Source organism: Actinoplanes sp. NPDC048967 (genome assembly GCF_040649415.1).
Classification (GTDB): domain Bacteria; phylum Actinomycetota; class Actinomycetes; order Mycobacteriales; family Micromonosporaceae; genus Actinoplanes.
Map to the genome: position 1 here is coordinate 33176 of NZ_JBEZFL010000007.1, position 15910 is coordinate 49085.

The 15910-nt window shown below is 71.2% G+C and carries 11 protein-coding genes and 1 riboswitch; of the genes, 7 read left to right on the forward strand and 4 right to left on the reverse strand.

Annotated features, from left to right (window positions below):
* Positions 1-27: 27 nt before the first annotated feature.
* From AB0C12_RS28440 to AB0C12_RS28460, 5 genes are all read left to right on the forward strand, one after another.
* Positions 28-1695 (forward strand): hypothetical protein, encoded by a 1668-nt coding sequence (locus tag AB0C12_RS28440; protein WP_360552896.1) that lies wholly within the window; start codon positions 28-30, stop codon positions 1693-1695.
* Between the two features lie 73 nt (positions 1696-1768).
* Positions 1769-2710: a glycosyltransferase family A protein gene (locus AB0C12_RS28445; protein WP_360552897.1), complete on the forward strand. Its 942-nt coding sequence runs from the start codon at positions 1769-1771 to the stop codon at positions 2708-2710.
* Positions 2711-2713: 3 nt separating this feature from the next.
* Entirely contained in the window at positions 2714-4078 is a 1365-nt protein-coding gene (locus AB0C12_RS28450; protein WP_360552898.1) for an O-antigen ligase family protein, read from the forward strand.
* Positions 4075-5604 carry a polysaccharide biosynthesis C-terminal domain-containing protein gene (locus tag AB0C12_RS28455; RefSeq protein ID WP_360552899.1) on the forward strand — a complete coding sequence of 510 codons (1530 nt, stop codon included), beginning with the start codon at positions 4075-4077 and terminating at the stop codon, positions 5602-5604. Before AB0C12_RS28450 ends, AB0C12_RS28455 begins: the two co-directional genes overlap by 4 nt.
* 2 nt (positions 5605-5606) lie before the next feature.
* On the forward strand, positions 5607-6488 hold the full coding sequence (locus AB0C12_RS28460; RefSeq protein ID WP_360553351.1) for a sulfotransferase domain-containing protein: 882 nt from the start codon (positions 5607-5609) through the stop codon (positions 6486-6488).
* On the opposite strand, the gene AB0C12_RS28465 is transcribed toward AB0C12_RS28460, so the two are convergent.
* From AB0C12_RS28465 to AB0C12_RS28475, 3 genes are all read right to left on the reverse strand, one after another.
* Positions 6489-7676, reverse strand: coding sequence for a hypothetical protein (locus tag AB0C12_RS28465; RefSeq protein WP_360553352.1), 1188 nt, complete (start codon positions 7674-7676; stop codon positions 6489-6491).
* An 81-nt stretch (positions 7677-7757) separates the two neighbouring features.
* Positions 7758-9266 (reverse strand): family 16 glycosylhydrolase, encoded by a 1509-nt coding sequence (locus AB0C12_RS28470; protein ID WP_360552900.1) that lies wholly within the window; start codon positions 9264-9266, stop codon positions 7758-7760.
* A 271-nt stretch (positions 9267-9537) separates the two neighbouring features.
* Positions 9538-9864, reverse strand: a complete 327-nt coding sequence (locus AB0C12_RS28475; protein WP_360552901.1) for a TfoX/Sxy family protein — start codon at positions 9862-9864, stop codon at positions 9538-9540.
* Positions 9865-9906: 42 nt separating this feature from the next.
* Between AB0C12_RS28475 and AB0C12_RS28480 the strand changes: the two genes are divergently transcribed.
* Both AB0C12_RS28480 and AB0C12_RS28485 read left to right on the forward strand, forming a co-directional pair.
* Positions 9907-11091: a hypothetical protein gene (locus AB0C12_RS28480; protein ID WP_360552902.1), complete on the forward strand. Its 1185-nt coding sequence runs from the start codon at positions 9907-9909 to the stop codon at positions 11089-11091.
* A gap of 230 nt (positions 11092-11321) precedes the next feature.
* Positions 11322-11401: riboswitch (cyclic di-GMP riboswitch) on the forward strand.
* A gap of 14 nt (positions 11402-11415) precedes the next feature.
* On the forward strand, positions 11416-14694 hold the full coding sequence (locus AB0C12_RS28485) for a Calx-beta domain-containing protein (protein WP_360552903.1): 3279 nt from the start codon (positions 11416-11418) through the stop codon (positions 14692-14694).
* Positions 14695-14781: 87 nt separating this feature from the next.
* Here AB0C12_RS28485 and AB0C12_RS28490 read toward each other — a convergent pair whose 3' ends face one another.
* Positions 14782-15870, reverse strand: coding sequence for a hypothetical protein (locus AB0C12_RS28490; RefSeq protein ID WP_360552904.1), 1089 nt, complete (start codon positions 15868-15870; stop codon positions 14782-14784).
* Positions 15871-15910 lie beyond the last annotated feature (40 nt).

Sequence of the window (15910 nt, forward strand, 5' to 3'; positions counted from 1 at the left end):
TGCAGACATGTCGGGGAGAGACGACTCATGGATGTGACTGATTCCGTCGCCGCGAGCCGGCAGCGGGTCGTCGGCTTCGCGGACGTCGTACGGATTCCGCTGCGCCGGTGGCGCATCGTGCTGGCCGCCACCGCGGCCGTCACGCTCGCGGTGCTCGCCTACCTCTTTTTCTTCCCGGCGACGTATCGCGCGACAACGGTTGTCGTGCTGCGTCCCGTGGTCACCGACCCGTTCACCCTGCCGTCCAGCGGCGCCGACCGGGCCATCAACATGACCGCCGAGAACGGCATCGCCCTGGGCAACGACGTCATCGACTCGACCGCCCGGATCCTCGACCGCGATCCCGAGGCGGTCCGTGAGTCGCTCACCACCGAGGTGCCCACCGGCGGCCAGGTGCTGCGCTTCCAGTACGCCGGCGACAGCGAGCGCAGCGCGATCACCGGCGCCAACACCGCCGCGCAGACCTACCTGCGGGTTCGTGAGGACATCTACAAGCAGCAGCGGGCCGCGCTGATCCTCTCCTACGACAACACCATCAAGCAGGTGACCGGGCAGCGGCTGGCGGTGCAGAAGACGCTGCCCAACCAGAAGGGCAGCACCGACACCGCGTCGCCGCGTACCCAGGCGACGCTGGACCAGGTCAGTGCGCTCAACGACCAGATCGCCCAGCTCGCCAACGCGCGCGCCAAGGTCTCCTCGGCCGACCTGAGCCCCGGCTCGATCACCGCCGCGGCCCGCGCGCCGATCCCGTCCAGCCACGACGCCGGCCTGCTCTATCTGCTCGGCGCGGGCCTCGGCGGGCTGCTGCTGGGCATGGTCGCCGCGCACGCCCGGGAGGCGCTGGACCGCCGGGTCCGCTCCATCGATCAGGCCGCCGACCTGGTCGGGCTGCCGGCGCTCGGCGTGGTCCGCGCGGTCGGCCGGCATCACGACGAGGCCGCCGCGGCCGACGCCCGGTACGTCTCGCTGGCCGTGCTCAAGTGGATCGACCGGCACCCCGACCGGGCGCTCGTCGTGCTGTCCGGCCGCAACGACGAGGGCCGGACGACGGTGACCGGCAATCTGGCGGTCGCGCTGGCCGAGGCCGGGCAGGACGTCACGCTCGCCGCGCCGCCGGAGACCCACGAGGAGCTCAAGCGGGTGCTCTTCGCCGCGCAGAAGCGCACTCCGCCGCGCCCCCGCACGCTGTCGCCGTCCGCGCCCGCCGGGCTGAACGGATCGGCGACCGCGGGCCGGCTCGGGCTGGGCGGCACCGGTGCCACCGCGGCGCCGGGGGTCACCCGGATCGCCGGCTCCGGCCTGCGCACCGCCGACGCCCCGACCCAGGTGCAGACCACCTCGGCCGACCCCGAGGCCACTCTGATCATGGAGGCGCCGGTCCGGCAGACGCCCGTGGTCGCGGCCGGGTCGGCCGGAGCCGAGGCGGACAGCCGGCTGCTGGTCGTGCTGATCGGCGGCGGTGTCATCCGGCTGTGCAACCTCGGCGAGGAGCCCGGGTCCGGCATCGTCGTCATCGACGCGCCCCCGTCCGACACCGACGAGCGGGGCGTCCGGGCCGCGCAGTCCGGGGTCGCGGTGCTCGTGGTGGCCCGCGACCGCACCCGCAACGCCGAGCTGTCCCGGCTGGTCGACCGGCTGCGCTCGGCCGGCGCCCAGACGGTCGGCTTCGTGCTCACCGGAGGCCGCAGTGCCTGACTGCGCCGTACCCGAGAGCGCCGGGCCGAACCGGGCCGGCGCCGGCCCCGACCACGCCGCGCCGGAGAGCGCCGTGCCTGACCGCGCAGGGGAGAACGCCGTGCCGCAGACCTACCCGGAGATCACCGTCGTCGTCGCCACCCGGGACCGGCCCGGGCTGCTCGAACGCGCCGTCGCCAGCATCCTCGGCCAGGACTATCCCGGCCGGGTCGAGTGTGTCGTGGTCTACGACCACGTCGACGTGCGGGAGCTGGACGTGCCGGCCGGTCCGGACCGATCGCTCAAGTTGATCGCCAACAGCCGCCGGCCGGGACTGCCCGGCGGCCGCAACAGCGGGGTCGAGGCGGCGACCGGTGAGCTGCTGGCGTTCTGCGACGACGACGACATCTGGCTGCCGACCAAGCTGAGCCGCCAGGTCGAGCAGCTCGCCGACCCGGCGATCGGCGCGGTCAGCTGTGGCCTGCGGCTGCGCGGGCCCGGCATCGACAAGGAACGCGTGCTGGACCGCGACCGGGTCGTGCACGGGGAACTGCTCGCCGACCGGGTGATGGAGGTGCACTCCAGCACCATGCTCGTGCGCCGGTCGACGTGGGCGGCGGCCGGTGAGGTCGACGAGGGTATCCCCGGTGGCTACAGCGAGGACTACGAGTGGCTGCTGCGGGTGTCGGCGACGACACCGATCGCCGTTGTCCGGGAGGCGCTGGTCATCGTCGACTGGCACGGCGGCTCGTTCTACTTCGGGCGCTGGGCGACCATCGTCGAGGCCCAGCGGTACCTCATCGGCAAGCACCCCGAGCTGGCCACCAGCCGGGCCGGGATGGCCCGGCTGCGCGGGCAGATCGCGTTCGCGCTGGCCTCGGGCAACCGGCGCACCGAGGCGATGAAGGAGCTGGCGGCGGTCATCCGGCTGAACCCGCGGGAGAAGCGCGTGCTGGTCACCGTACCCGTCATCCTCGGTCTGGTGACCGGCGAGCGGGTGCTGCGGATGGCGCAGAAGCGCGGCAAGGGGATCTGAGCGTTGGCCAGGACGGTCGTGCGTGGCCGGCGGACCGCGCGGGCATCCGCGCCGGCCCGGGCCCGCGCGGTCGCCCCGGTCGAGCCGGGCGTGCTGGAGCCGGGCGCCTGGGCGGTACGCCAGGCCAAGCTCCCGGTGTGGCCGATCGTCGGCATGTTCGCGCTGCTGCCGCTGTGGTGGGGTCTCGGGCTCTTCTACATCGCCTGGCCGCTGTTCGGCGCGGTGCTGCTGTCCCTGCTGACCTCGCGCGGCAACATCCGGCTGCCCACCGGAACCGTGCTGTGGCTGATCTTCCTGGGCATCGTCACGGTGAGCGCCACCCGCCTGAGCTATGTCACCAACCTGATCATCTTCGGCCTCCGGCTCGGGCACCTGGTCACCGGCCTGCTGGTCGGGATCTACGTCTACAACCTGATCCGCGACGGCGTGCCGTGGACCAAGGTGGCCAACCCGCTGGCGATCTTCTGGCTGTCGATGGTGGCGCTGGGCTGGCTCGGGGTGCTCCTGCCGACGTTCAGCTTCCCGAGCCCGTTCGAGCTGGTGCTGCCGCACGGCGTGCAGGCCGAGCGGTACATCCTCGACATCACCCATCTGGACTCGACGGAGTTCAACAAGTTCAGCCGCAACCCGATCTACCGGCCGGCGGCGCCGTACCCGTACACCAACAACTGGGGTACGGCGTACAGCTTCCTGGTGCCGTTCGTGCTCGCGTACCTGACGTCGGTGCGCCGCGGCCCGATGCGGATCGTGCTGCTGGTCTCGCTGCCGCTGTCGCTGGTCCCGGCGTTCCTGACGCTCAACCGCGGCATGTTCATCGGCCTGGGCGCCGGGGTCGCCTACCTGCTGTTCCGGGAGGTGATGCGCGGCCGGGTCCGGCTGTTGCTGCCCGTCGTCGGCATCGTGCTGATCGGCTGGATCGTCACGCTGTTCATCCCGGTCTTCGACCTGATCACCAACCGCACCTCCAGCACGGACACCACGTCGGACCGTTTCGACCTCTACGTGCAGACCTGGGCCGCGGTGGTGCACTCGCCGCTGCTGGGCTTCGGGCAGCCCAACTCGGTCGACACCACGCACGCGTCCGAGCCGCTGGGCACCCAGGGCATGATCTGGCAGCTGCTCTACAGCCACGGCATCCCGGCGACGATCTGCTTCTACCTGCTGCTGCTGGTGATCGCCCGCCGGCTGGCGGCGGCCGTGACGCCGTCCGGGCTGTGGCTGAGCGCGCTGCCGGTCATCGCCGCGATCGTGACGCCGTTCTACTCCTACATCGACCCCAACATGTCGGTGCTGTTCTTCGCCCTCGGCCTCGGGCTGGCGGCGGTGGACGGGCCGGTCAACCGCATCCCGAAGGAAGTGCCGGCATGACAGCGGTCGCCGCGCCCGGTCCCGCCGACACCGAGGTCCGCCGCAGCACCCGCAGCGGGGCCATCGGGCTGGTCGGTGCGGCGGTCAACGGCGCCTTCGGGTTCGTGCTCACCACCGTCATCGTCCGGGCCTTCGGCGCGGACGGCTCGGGTGCGCTGTTCAGCGTCATCGGCCTGGTCACCATCGCCGGGGCGATCTGCTGCTTCGGCGCGGACACCGGCCTGATGTGGGCGATCCCGCGGCGCCGGCTCGGCCCGCGGGGAGACGCGGCCCGGCTGCTGCCGCTGGCCGTGCTGCCGACGTTCGGCCTGGCTCTGGTGGTCGCCGCGACCGGGCTGCTGGCCGCCGGCCCGATCGCCCGGGCGCTGCTCGACGACCCGCACGGCGCGGCGCTGATCCGGCTCGCCGCCGTCGGTGTCCCGCTGGTCGTGGTCTCGACCGTGCTGCTCGCGGCGGTCCGGGCCACCCGGTCCGTGTCGGCGTACGTGGGGGTGCAGTTCCTGCTGGTGCCGATCGCCCGGCCGGTGCTGATGATCGCCGCGGTGCTGACCGGCGGCGGGGTGCTGCTCGGCTTCGGCGGCTGGCTGCTGCCGCTGGCCGCGGCCGTCGGGCTGGCGCTGGTGCTGGTCGTGCGCCCGCTCGGGCTGGGTGCGGGCGCGAGCCTGCGGTCCGTACGGGCCGACTGGCGCACGTTCTGGGGCTTCGCGCTGCCCCGGGCCGCCTCGGTGGCCGTCGACGCCAGCAGCATGTGGGTCGGCGTCCTGCTCACCGGCGCCCTCGCCACCCAGGCCGAGGCCGGTGTCTTCGCCGCCGTCGGCCGGTACGCGCTGGCCGGCCTGCTCATCATGCAGGGCCTGCGGGTCGCGATCGCACCGCAGCTCTCCCGGCTGCTCGGGGCCGACCGGCGCGCCGACGCCGCCCGGGTCTACCGGCGGACCACCCTGTGGATCGTCCTGCTCTCCTGGCCGGCCTACCTGATCCTGGCCGTGTTCGCGCCGGCCTTCCTGGCGCTGTTCGGGCGCGAGTTCAGCTCCGGCGCCACCCCGATGGCCGTGCTGGCCGTCGCGATGCTCGTCAACGTCGGTGTCGGCCTGGTGCAGACCGTGCTGCTGATGAGCGGCAACAGTCGCGGGCACCTGCTCGCCACCGTGGCCGGGCTGCTGCTCAACGTCGTCGCGTGCGTGGTGCTGATCCCGCGGCACGGTGCCCTGGGTGCGGCGGTCGCCTGGTCACTCGGCATCGTCTGCGAGAACGTGCTGGCCGCGATCCTGGCCCGGCGGGCGCTGGGCGAGCCGCTGTTCGGCCGTACCCTCGTGCTCGCCGCCGGGGTGGCGATCGCCGCGACCGGCGTCGCGGCCGTGACCGGCGTGCTGATCGCCGGCCGTGGCCTGCCCGGCCTGGCCGTCACGCTCGGCGTCATCGCCGCCGCCGCCCTCGCCGCCCTGGCCGACCGCCGCGTCCGCGCGGCCCTGCACAACGTCCGGACGCAGCTCCGGCCGGCACCGACTCAGGAGGTCTCGTCGTGACCGTGAAGGACCGGATCAAGAGCGTCGCCCCCAAGGGCGCCAAGGAACAGGTCCGTGAGCTGCTGGTCCGCTACGGCGAACGCACCAGCGACCAGCGGCCGCTGCCGGACTTCCTGGTGATCGGCACCAAGCGTGGCGGCACCACGTCGCTGTGGCGTTACCTGATCCAGCATCCGCTGGTGCCGCGGCTCTTCCCGGCGTGGAACACCAAGACCTCGCACTACTTCGAGGAGAACTGGCCGCGCGGGGAGGCCTGGTACCGCTCGCACTTCCCGACGGTGAAGCAACGCGCGGCACTGGAACGCAAGCACGGGGCACCGCCGAAGGTGGGCGAGGCCGCGCCGCTGTACATGTTCCATCCCCTGGTGGCCGCCCGGGTCGCGCGGCTGATGCCGCGGGCCCGGATGGTCGTGCTGCTCCGCGACCCGGTGGAACGCGCGTACTCGCACTGGAAGGAACGGCGTACCGAGGGTGTGGAGCCGCTGGACTTCGCGGCGGCGCTGGCGGCGGAGGAGTCCCGGACGGCGGGGGAGCGGGAGAAGCTGCTCGCCGACCCGAACTACTTCAGCGAGGCCTACGACTGGTATTCGTACCGGGCGCGGGGCCGCTACCTGGAGCATCTGACGCCGTGGCTGGACCACTTCGACCGGGAGCAGTTGCTGTTCGTGGCCAGCGAGACGTTGTACCGGGAGCCGGCGGCGACGTACGCGCGGATCCTGGACTTCATCGGGCTGCCGCCGTACGACCTGGGCGCCTACGACGTCTTCAACGACCGGCCCAGCAAGGGCATGGACGACGAGGTACGCGCGGAGCTGACGGCGTACTACCGCCCGCACAACGCGGCCCTCGCCGAGCGTCTGGGCATGACCTTCGACTGGAGTTAGTCAGGGCAGCCGCTCGCCGAGGATGTCGAGCAGGGCGGGGTGCAGCTTCGGGTTCCAGCCCGCACCCCCGCCCGACAGCTCGTACGTGCGCAGCCACAGCTCCACCAGGTAGGCGTCGGCGACGAACCGCTGCCGGACCGGATCGGCCAGGCCCAGCGCGGCCCCGTGACGTCGCAACGCCTCGTCCACGGCCGTCGCGCACTCGGCCGCGGGCCGTCCCCGGGTGGACAGCGCCGTCTGGAACGCCTGGTGGGCCAGGTCGAAACCGACCGGCACACCCGGCGCTCTGTTCTCCCAGTCCCAGACCAGCAGGCCACCCTTGTGCCGGGCCATGTTCCACGGGACCCAGTCGCCGTGCCAGTTGCCGAACTCCAGCGTCAGTTCCGGGTCGAGTTTGTCGATGGCGGCGTGGATGCGTGGATCGGCGCCCTCGGCCCGGGCCCGCCACCCGGCCAGCAGCGCCGTCACGGGCTGGGCCCCGCTGGCGGGTGCACCCCACCGGGCGACCGCCAGCATCGCGTCCAGGCGGGGACTGTCGGGCTTGCTGATCCGGCGTACCCGGCGGGGCATCGGCTCGATGACGGCGATCTCACGGCCGTTCCACCGGGTGTGCAGCATCAGCCGCGGGGCGGGTGGGAAGCCGTTGCCGGTCGGCAGCTCGGCCAGGGTGGCGGCCTCCGCGCGGACCATCGCGCGGGTGCCGTCGTTCCAGCCGATCTTCGCGTAGCCGCGGGGCCGGCCCTGGGCGTCGAAGAGCTGCAGGGTCGGCTTGTGGTGCGGGTCCGGTGGCCGGATGCCGATCGCCGCATGCAGCTCCGGCTCGCCGAGCTGATCGGCCAGGAACGAGGAGAGCAGCAGCTCGCGCTCCTGGGCGTGCACGGACAGGATCGGTGCCCGGGTCAGGCCCAGGGCGCCGACTCTGGCGAGCAGGCCGACGGCGGCGCGACCGGCCCGGACCTTGGGCGGGCGCAGGGCGTTGTAGGCCAGCAGGGACGCCGCGGTGACCTTGCGGGAGGCCAGCGGCAGCAGGAAACGGGCGTGCTCCAGGGACGGGATGACCGCGTACCGGACGGTGGCGGCCGGGTCGTCGCCGACGGTGACCCGCAGCCGGGGATCACCGAAGATGGCGCGGGTGACCCAGCCCAGCCCGTCCTGCCGCTGCCTCGGGTCGGTGTCCGCCCCGACCAGTGGATCGGATGGGCTCCGCTGGCCCGGGACGGACGTCCGTGTCGACTCGTTGACCACGGCGTCGACGATAGGCGATACGTGTCAGCGCTGATAGACCCGCACGTAGTCGACGACGAAGTCGGCCGGGAACCGCGTGCTCGCGTCCGGGTTGCCCAGCCAGCCGCCGACCTGGAAGTTCAGGCGCAGGTTGTACGGCTTGTTGAACGCCTTGTCGTACCACGGTGTGGTGCTGCTGTCGCGGGTCCACACCAGCTTGCCGTCGATGTACCACTTCAGCGACTTCGCGTCCCATTCGGTGGTGTACGTGTGGAAACCGTCGGCCGGGTGCGCACCGCCGGGCATGGCGATCCGGGTGTCCTGCTTGACCGGCGTGTAGTCCCAGAAGATGGCCGCGGTCGACTTGTCGTGCCAGCCGGGACCGCCGGGCAGCTCCGTCACGTCGATCTCACCGTTGCCGCCGTCGTCGGGGCGCAGCCAGAACGCCGGCCACAGACCTTTGGAGCTCTCGGGCTTGTTCGGCGACTTGGCGCGGATCTCGAAGCGCCCGTACTTGAACGAGGCCTTGCCCATGGTGTCCAGGTAGGACTGGGTGTACTGCCGGGTCTGCGAGCTGCACGTGGAGGACTGCTTCAGGGCCCGCAGGGTCAGGTTGCCGCCGCTGACGAAGGTGTTCTTCGGGTCGTCGACGTTGCAGCCGATATCGATCGACCGGCCTTCGCCGTCGCGCAGGTTCCACTTCGACTTGTCGATGCTGCCGGAGGTGAAGTCGTCGTTGAAGACCAGGCGCCAGCCGTCGGTGGCCGGCGGGGTGGGCGCGGCCGGCGGCTTGGTGGTCGCGGGGGCCGTGGTGGCCGGCTTCGTCGCGCTCGGGGACGTGGCGGTCGGCGCGGCCGTGGTCGGCTTGGTCGAGGGCGCCGGGGGCAGAGCCGTGCTCGGCGTGCTCTTGCCCGGCGTCGGCTTGGCCTGCGTCCGGTACGACAGCACCAGCTCGGGGTGCAGGTTGTCCTTCGAGTTCTCCCGCGAGGCCCAGTAGACCCGGGTGTTGAGGCTCTCCTGGGAGAGGGCGAACGTGTAGGTGCCGTTGCCCCGCACCGAGCCCGAGACGTCGAACTCGTTGTAGCCCTTGGAGACCTTGTCCAGCGCCTGCACACTGCCGACGGCCGCGAGCTGGGCCGGGCTGCTCGCCGCGGCCAGGTCACCCGGGACGGTGCGGGCCAGGATCCGGGCGGCGAAGTCGTGCCAGGCGTAGACGCGCAGGGTCGCCTTCACCTCGGTGGCGTTGGCCGGAAGCTTGTCCACGGCGAACTGCAGGGTGGCGTCCCGGCGTCCCCTGGGGTTGCCGTCGCACAGCGACGGGCAGCTCGCCAGGGTGGTCTTGCCGTTGGTGTCGCCGTCCTGCGGCACCTGGGTGACGGTGGTGTCGGCCACCGGCCGCAGGGTGAGACCGTCGTCGTCGCCCGCGAAGACGGGCACCAGCGTCCCGGCGGTGACGGCCAGCACCGCGGTGCCGATGATGGTGAGCGATCGGGTGCTGCGAATCCCCCGCCGCGGTGCCGGTGCATGGGCCGGCACGTGCGCCCTGCGCAACATCAACTGTCTACTTTCCTCGGAGATATTCCCTTGTGGTGGATCGACGGCCGAGCGTATCCGGAACACCGTGAAGATCACATCTTCGCAAAACCGCGCCTAATGCGGGCTTAAGACTGCACTAATGCGCGGCTGACCATTGCCCCCGTGTCCAAATCGGTCGTGTCCGCACATGTCCACCCGCCACGGCCTGCGCGAACGTCGTTGTGCCGGTTGGCATGAATGCGGGTCGACCTGCTGTTGTGCGGCCCCCGAGCACACCGAAACGGGCGATTCACCCGGGCGGCAGCGTGCTGACGAAATCGCGGGCCCGGATCAGCCATTCCTCGAGCACATCGTCGTCGAGTTCGGCGCCGTCCACCCGCACCCAGCCCCGCATGCGCCGGCCGCCCATCTCCATCAGCCGGGTCCCCGGCCGGGTCAGCGCCTCGTCGGCGGCCGCCGGCCCGACCCGGACCATCAGGTCGTCGCCGGTGACCCCGACGGTGAGCCGGCCCTCGGTCAGGAAGGCCAGCGAGCCGAACATCCGCTTGTCGGTCACCCCGGGCAGCTCGGCGAGCCGGTCGCGCACCCGCTCGGCCAGGGCCTCGTCGTAAGCCATGACCCGACCGTACCGCTGGCGGGCGATGCCTAGGCTCGGCGCATGCTCCGCCGGACAGCGGCCGTCGTGGTCACCCTGATCGCCCTGGTCGCGGCCGTGCGGCTGGTCGCCCCACCGGACACCTCGGGGGTACGCCGGCAGCTGACGTTCCTGCGCGCGCAGCTCGACGCCGGCGCCGCCCAGCAAGCCCAGGAACTGTTCCCGGAGGGCTACTTCTTTCTGTACGCCCTCTACGGCCTCGCCCGCGTCGACCTGGGCCGTACCGCCGTGGACCCGGCCGAGGACGCTCGCGAGGCCCGCTGGGCGCTGGCCCGGTTGGAGTCACCGGCCGGCCGCCGGCCGTTCGACGCTGCTCTGACTCCCGCGTACGGCGTCTTCTATCAGGGCTGGACCAACTGGCTCCGCGGCGGCGTTCTCTCGCTGGGTCCGGACCCGGCGCTGCGGCGGGACTTCGAGTCCGCGTCCGCGGCGCTGGCCACGGCCCTGGACGCGGCGGCGACGCCGTACCTGGCGGCCTATCCCGGACAGGCCTGGCCGGTCGACTCGACGGTCGCGGTCGCCTCCCTGCGCCTGCACGACAGACTCCTGACACCCCGGTACGCCGGCACGACCGGTCGCTGGCTGGCGGGAGTCCGGCAACGCCTCGACCCGGCGACCGGGCTGCTGCCGCACACTGTCGATCCGGTGTCGGGCCGGCCCACCTCGGGCGCCCGGGGCACGTCGCAGAGCATCATCCAGCGGTTCCTGGTCGACATCGACCCACCGTTCGCGCGCGAGCAGTATCTGCGGTTCCGGTCCCTGTTCGTGGTGCGGCCACTGCGGTTGGGGCCGGCGGTACGGGAGTATCCGCGCGGGACGGACGGGCCGGCGGACGTCGACTCGGGTCCGCTGCCGCTGGGTGTGAGCCTGTCGGCCACCGCGGTGACGCTGGGCGCGGCCGCCGTGCAGGGCGACGGGCAACTGGCCGGGGCGCTGGCCAACTACGGGGAGCTGATCGGCGTACCGGTGTCGACGCCGTGGTCCAAGCGCTATGTGGCCGGCGCGCTGCCGATCGGTGACGCCTTCCTGGCGTGGTCGAAGACCGCGCGGCCGTGGGTGGCCGACCCGCCGGCGCCGCTGCCGGGCGCGATCGACCGGTTCTGGCGGTTGCCCTTCCTGGCGTTGCTGGCGTTGGCCGTGCTGCTCGCCTGGCTCCCGGTTGCCCGCGCCCGTCTTGCCGCCGTCTAGATCCGCCGTACCGATGCATTTCTCCTGGTAGAGGGTCCGCTCGGCCGAGACGAAATAGACACAAGACCGTACCCACGGGGCTATCCGGCCTAAAAGTCCAATTCCCCCACAACTCAGCAATCCGCTGGTTACAGTACGGACGGCGCAGTTCCGAAGTGCGAGCTATGTCCCCGCGCTAGGTGCCCGCGCCAACCGGTTCACGCCGGCGCACCACAAGCCGTCGCGTGCGGCACCGAGAAAGGCAAACCCGTCGAGAGGCGGGGACGCAAAGCCAGGGACCTCCCGAGCGGGAGGCGGCCCAGCCGCCGAAGGAGACAGAAACACATGCGCTATTCACCAGCCCATGCGGCCAAGAGCGGCTCGGTTCCGTTCATGCTGCGTGGCCCCAAGTCGCTGCGGACGGCAATGACGGCCGCGGTCGCGGGAGTCGTCGGCCTGGTGCCGACCATCCTGATCGCGTCCCCCGCGTCTGCCGCGCCGAACGACGTGACCGTCACCGCGCCGAGCAACGTCATCGAAGGCCAGGACGTCGTCTTCACCATCACTCGCGCCGCTGGCGGCACCGGGCCGGTGACTTATGCCCTCAGCACGCAGAACGGAAGCGCCACCGCTCCGGCCGACTACGTCGCCAGCCCGCAGCCCTCCACCGTGACGCTCGCGCCGGGCGCCAGCGCGACGGTCACGGTGAAGACCAAGGTTGACGGGGCGAGTGAGTCGGACGAGACGTTCGACCTCACTGCCACCAGCCAGAACGTTGCTCCCATCGGGACCGACACGGCGACGGCAACCATCGAGGACGGTAACGACACGCCGACGTACCGGCTGACGACTGTCACCCCGGTGGACGAGACGGCGGTGGGCACCAAGCCCCAGGGCGTCGCCCCCAACATCACCTATGTTCCGGATTTCCGTAAGGTGCGGATCACTGCGACCCTGTCGGGTCCGGCCGGCAGCCCGATCGACATCCCGGTCGAAACGGTCGACGGCGACGCCATCTCCAACGTCACCGATGCGGCGCACGCGGACTACACGGCGCTCACCGGCAGTGCGGCGCTGATCAAGGTTGCGGCCGGCCAGACCAGCGGCTACACCGAGGTCGAGATCATCGATGACAAGCGCTACGAGGACACGCTGCAGGACTTCAGGGTCCGGGTCGATCCCGCTTTCACCGACGCCATTCCGCAGAACGCCTCCGCGGACGCGGTGACGATCAACATCAAGGACGACGACAGCGCGCCGACCGTCAGCATCGGCGGTGCCGGCCAGGCGGTGGAGGGCGACCCGCTCGGGTTCCCGCTCCTGCTCAGCGCGGCGGCGGAGAAGCAGGTCACGGTCACGGTCAACACCACTGACGGGCCGGCCTCGGCCACTGCGGCCAGCGCCACCGCGGGCAAGGACTACAACCCGCTCGCCGGGGCGACGGTCGTGTTCCCGAGTGACTCGGTCGCCCAGACGGCGCTCGTCGACACCATCGATGACAACGACGTGGAGAGCAGCCCCGAAGCACTGACGGCGACGATCTCCAGCCCGGTCAACGCCGGCCTGGGTGCGACGACGTCGGCCAGCGGAGCGATCAACGACAACGAGGCGGCGCCGACCGTGTCCCTCAGCGCCAACAGCGTGCTCGAGGGAAACACCGGCACGACCAAGACGGAGATCACTCTCACCCTGGACAAGGCTTCGACGATTCCGGTCATGGTCGACTGGACTCTCGGCGGCGGTACCGCTACCAGCGGTGTCGACTACAAGCCGGCCTCCGGCTCGATCACGATCCCCGCGGGTGCGACCTCGCTGGTCATCCCGGCCGGCTCGACCCTCGGCAAGATCGTGGTCGAGACGATCGGTGACACGATCTACGAGCCCGGCAACGAGGTTGTGAACATCAACCTGTCGAGCCCCAACATGTCCGTCAACACCGCCAGCCTCGGTGCGCGGGCGTTCACCATCACCGACGACGAGTTGAACGCGCCGACCTTCACCGTCGGCAACATGTCCGTCGACGAGGGCGACACGACCAACAAGGTCAGGTTCCCGGTCAAGCTCTCCGGTCAGACCAACGGCGACGTCGACCTCATCGCCACCGTGACCGGCGGCACCGCCGACCCGACCGCTGGGGCAATCGGTAGCCGGGACTTCGATCTTCCGACTGCCGCGGTGACGATCCCGGCCGGCAGCACCACGGGCTACGTCGATGTCACCATCAACGGCGACAAGGTGTTCGAGTCCGAGGAATCGATCACGATCGGTGTCGCGCTGGCGCCCGGTGAGCTCCTGGCCGACGCCTCTCCCGCGCCGGGCGGATCCCACAGCGCCTCGCTGGCGATCAAGAACGACGACGCCGTCCCGACGCTGAAGTTCAACGGCGGCTCCGGGACCGAGGGCACCAGCCTCAAGGTGACCGCCACCCCGGTGGGCACGGCTCAGGAGGACATCCCGCTCACGCTGACCCTGGGGTCCACCGGCGAGGATGCGGCGGAGAAGGCCGACTACGACGAGTTCGTCTCGGACACCTACACCCTGCTCGCGGGTACCACCAGCGAGATCTCGCTGGGCACGCTGGACCTGAACAACGACTCCATCGACGAGCCGGTCGAGACGATCGAGCTCACCGCGACGGAGACGGCGCCGAGCACGGTCGGCTACAAGACCAACGTCGGGGTCTACCGCATCAACGACGACGCGGGTGACCTGCCGCCGGCCGTCAAGGTCAGCAGTGAGTCCATCAAGGAGGGCGAGGGCTCGGTCGACCTGGACATCTCGCTCGAGTTCGACGCGGACACGACCTCCACCGAGCAGACCATCTCGGTGCCGTGGTGGACCGTCGACGGTTCGGCCAAGGCCGGCAGCGACTACACCAAGTCGGGTGGCACCGCCACGATCACGCCGACGCACGACTCGACCACGATCAACGTGCCGATCCTGAACGACAAGATCAAGGAGTCCGACGAGGACTTCGAGGTCATGCTCGGCAAGCCCGGCCCGGCCGGTGTGGTCGTCAAGCAGGGCACCGGCTCGGTCACGATCATGGACGACAACGACACCGTGACGCCGGTGGCCACGACGCTGACCGCCAGCACCACCGTGCGGGTCGGCCCGGGCGCCGTCACCCTGAGCGGCAACGCCACGCCGGGTTCGACCGTGGTTCCCATGGCTCAGACGCTCGGCAGCACCGCCGGCCTCCAGCCGTACGGTGAGTCGTTCGAGGTCGGCGCCAGCGGCAAGTTCTCGTTCGCGGGCTCGCTGACCAGCCGGGGCACCCAGTTCGCGGTCGAGGTCGACGGTGTCCGGTCGAAGCCGGTCACCGTGTACCTCAAGGAGACCCCGGTCATCGGCGGTTCGTCGCCCCGCAAGGGTGCCGCCACGCTCACCGTGACCGGCAACCCGAAGGTCCGTGGCCTCACGGTGCGCCTCGAGCGCCGTAACGCCAACGGCACCTGGACGACCGTCGGCACCGGCATCCTGAACGCCAACGGTCAGTACAGCCGGACCGTCACCGGACTGCGGTCCAAGTCGGCCTACACCTTCCGGGCGCTCGTGGGTTCCAACGCCAACTTCGGCATCCTGAGCAACTGGACCGGCACCAAGCGCATCGTCAGCAAGTGATCCGGTCCGGTCGCTAGCGACCGGGTCAGACAGCACGAAGGAGGGGCGGCCCCACACGGGCCGCCCCTCCGCTGTTCGCCGGGGGTCCTACAGCCCGCTCACCGTGACGTCGGTGAAGCGGAACCGCGTGTTGTCGCCGCGGATCCCGATCGGCGCCGCCGCGCGGATCGGCGCGCACCCGATCCCGGTGTCGACCGCGCTGACCGTCGCCTTGCCGTCGACGTACAGCACGATGGTCACCGAGCCACCCGGGTTGTTCTGCACGGTCGCCGCCATCGGGCGCCACTTGTCGCGCACGATCGGCATCCCTGGAATCTCCGCGCCCAACGTGTAGTACGTGCCGCCGTTCACCGGTCCGCCCGGGCACTTCTTCTTGATCAGCACCTTGCCGTCGCGGCGGGCGACGCTGGCCGCGTACAACTCGTACTGCGTCCGGTGGCGCAGCCAGATGTGGACGCCGTCATAGCTGCTCTTCGGGGTGTACGACGTCGAGGTCTGGTAGGCGATGTTCAGCCGGAACGACACTTTGACGTCGGTGAAGTCGTGGCGTACGGAATGCATCCGGAAGACCGACGAGCCGGTGTTGACCGACGAGCGGGGACCCGGGGCGCCGTCGTCGATCTTTCCGGTGTCCCCGCTGCCGCGCGTGGCGAACAGCGAGCCGGTGGTCACGTGCCAGACCGCCGAGCGCACCGCCCGCTTGTTCCTCGGGTTGTGGTAGGCGAAACCGTTCGTCACCAGGCCGGTGCCGCGCCCGAGCGCCGGACGGTATGCCTGTCGGCGCTGAGCCGGCGCGGCCGCCGCGACGGCTACCTCGCCGACCGCGGTGGCGCCCGGGAGGTCGACGCCGAGCCGCTCGGTTCCGGCCGGCACCGCGGGTGTGGTCGTCGCCAGCGGCGCCCAGGACACCGACGGCCCGTAGGGCGTGCCGGTGAACCACCGTCGCCAGCCCGTGGCCGCGCTGTACGTGTACGCGACCGCCCGGACCGTCGAACTCGCCTGGTAGGCCGACGTGATCGTGTAGGCCCGCCCCGGGGTGACGGCGAAGCCGCAGTCACCCGCCGGCTGCGGGCAGACCGCCGGAGGAGTATCGGGCAGGGCGGCGGGGGCGGGAGCGGCTCCGAGCAACCCCGGCAACGCCGTCGCCAGCACGGCCCACTGGGCAACGTTCAACACCGTGACGACCTCCGGTCCAGCGTCACACCGCGCCGAGCCG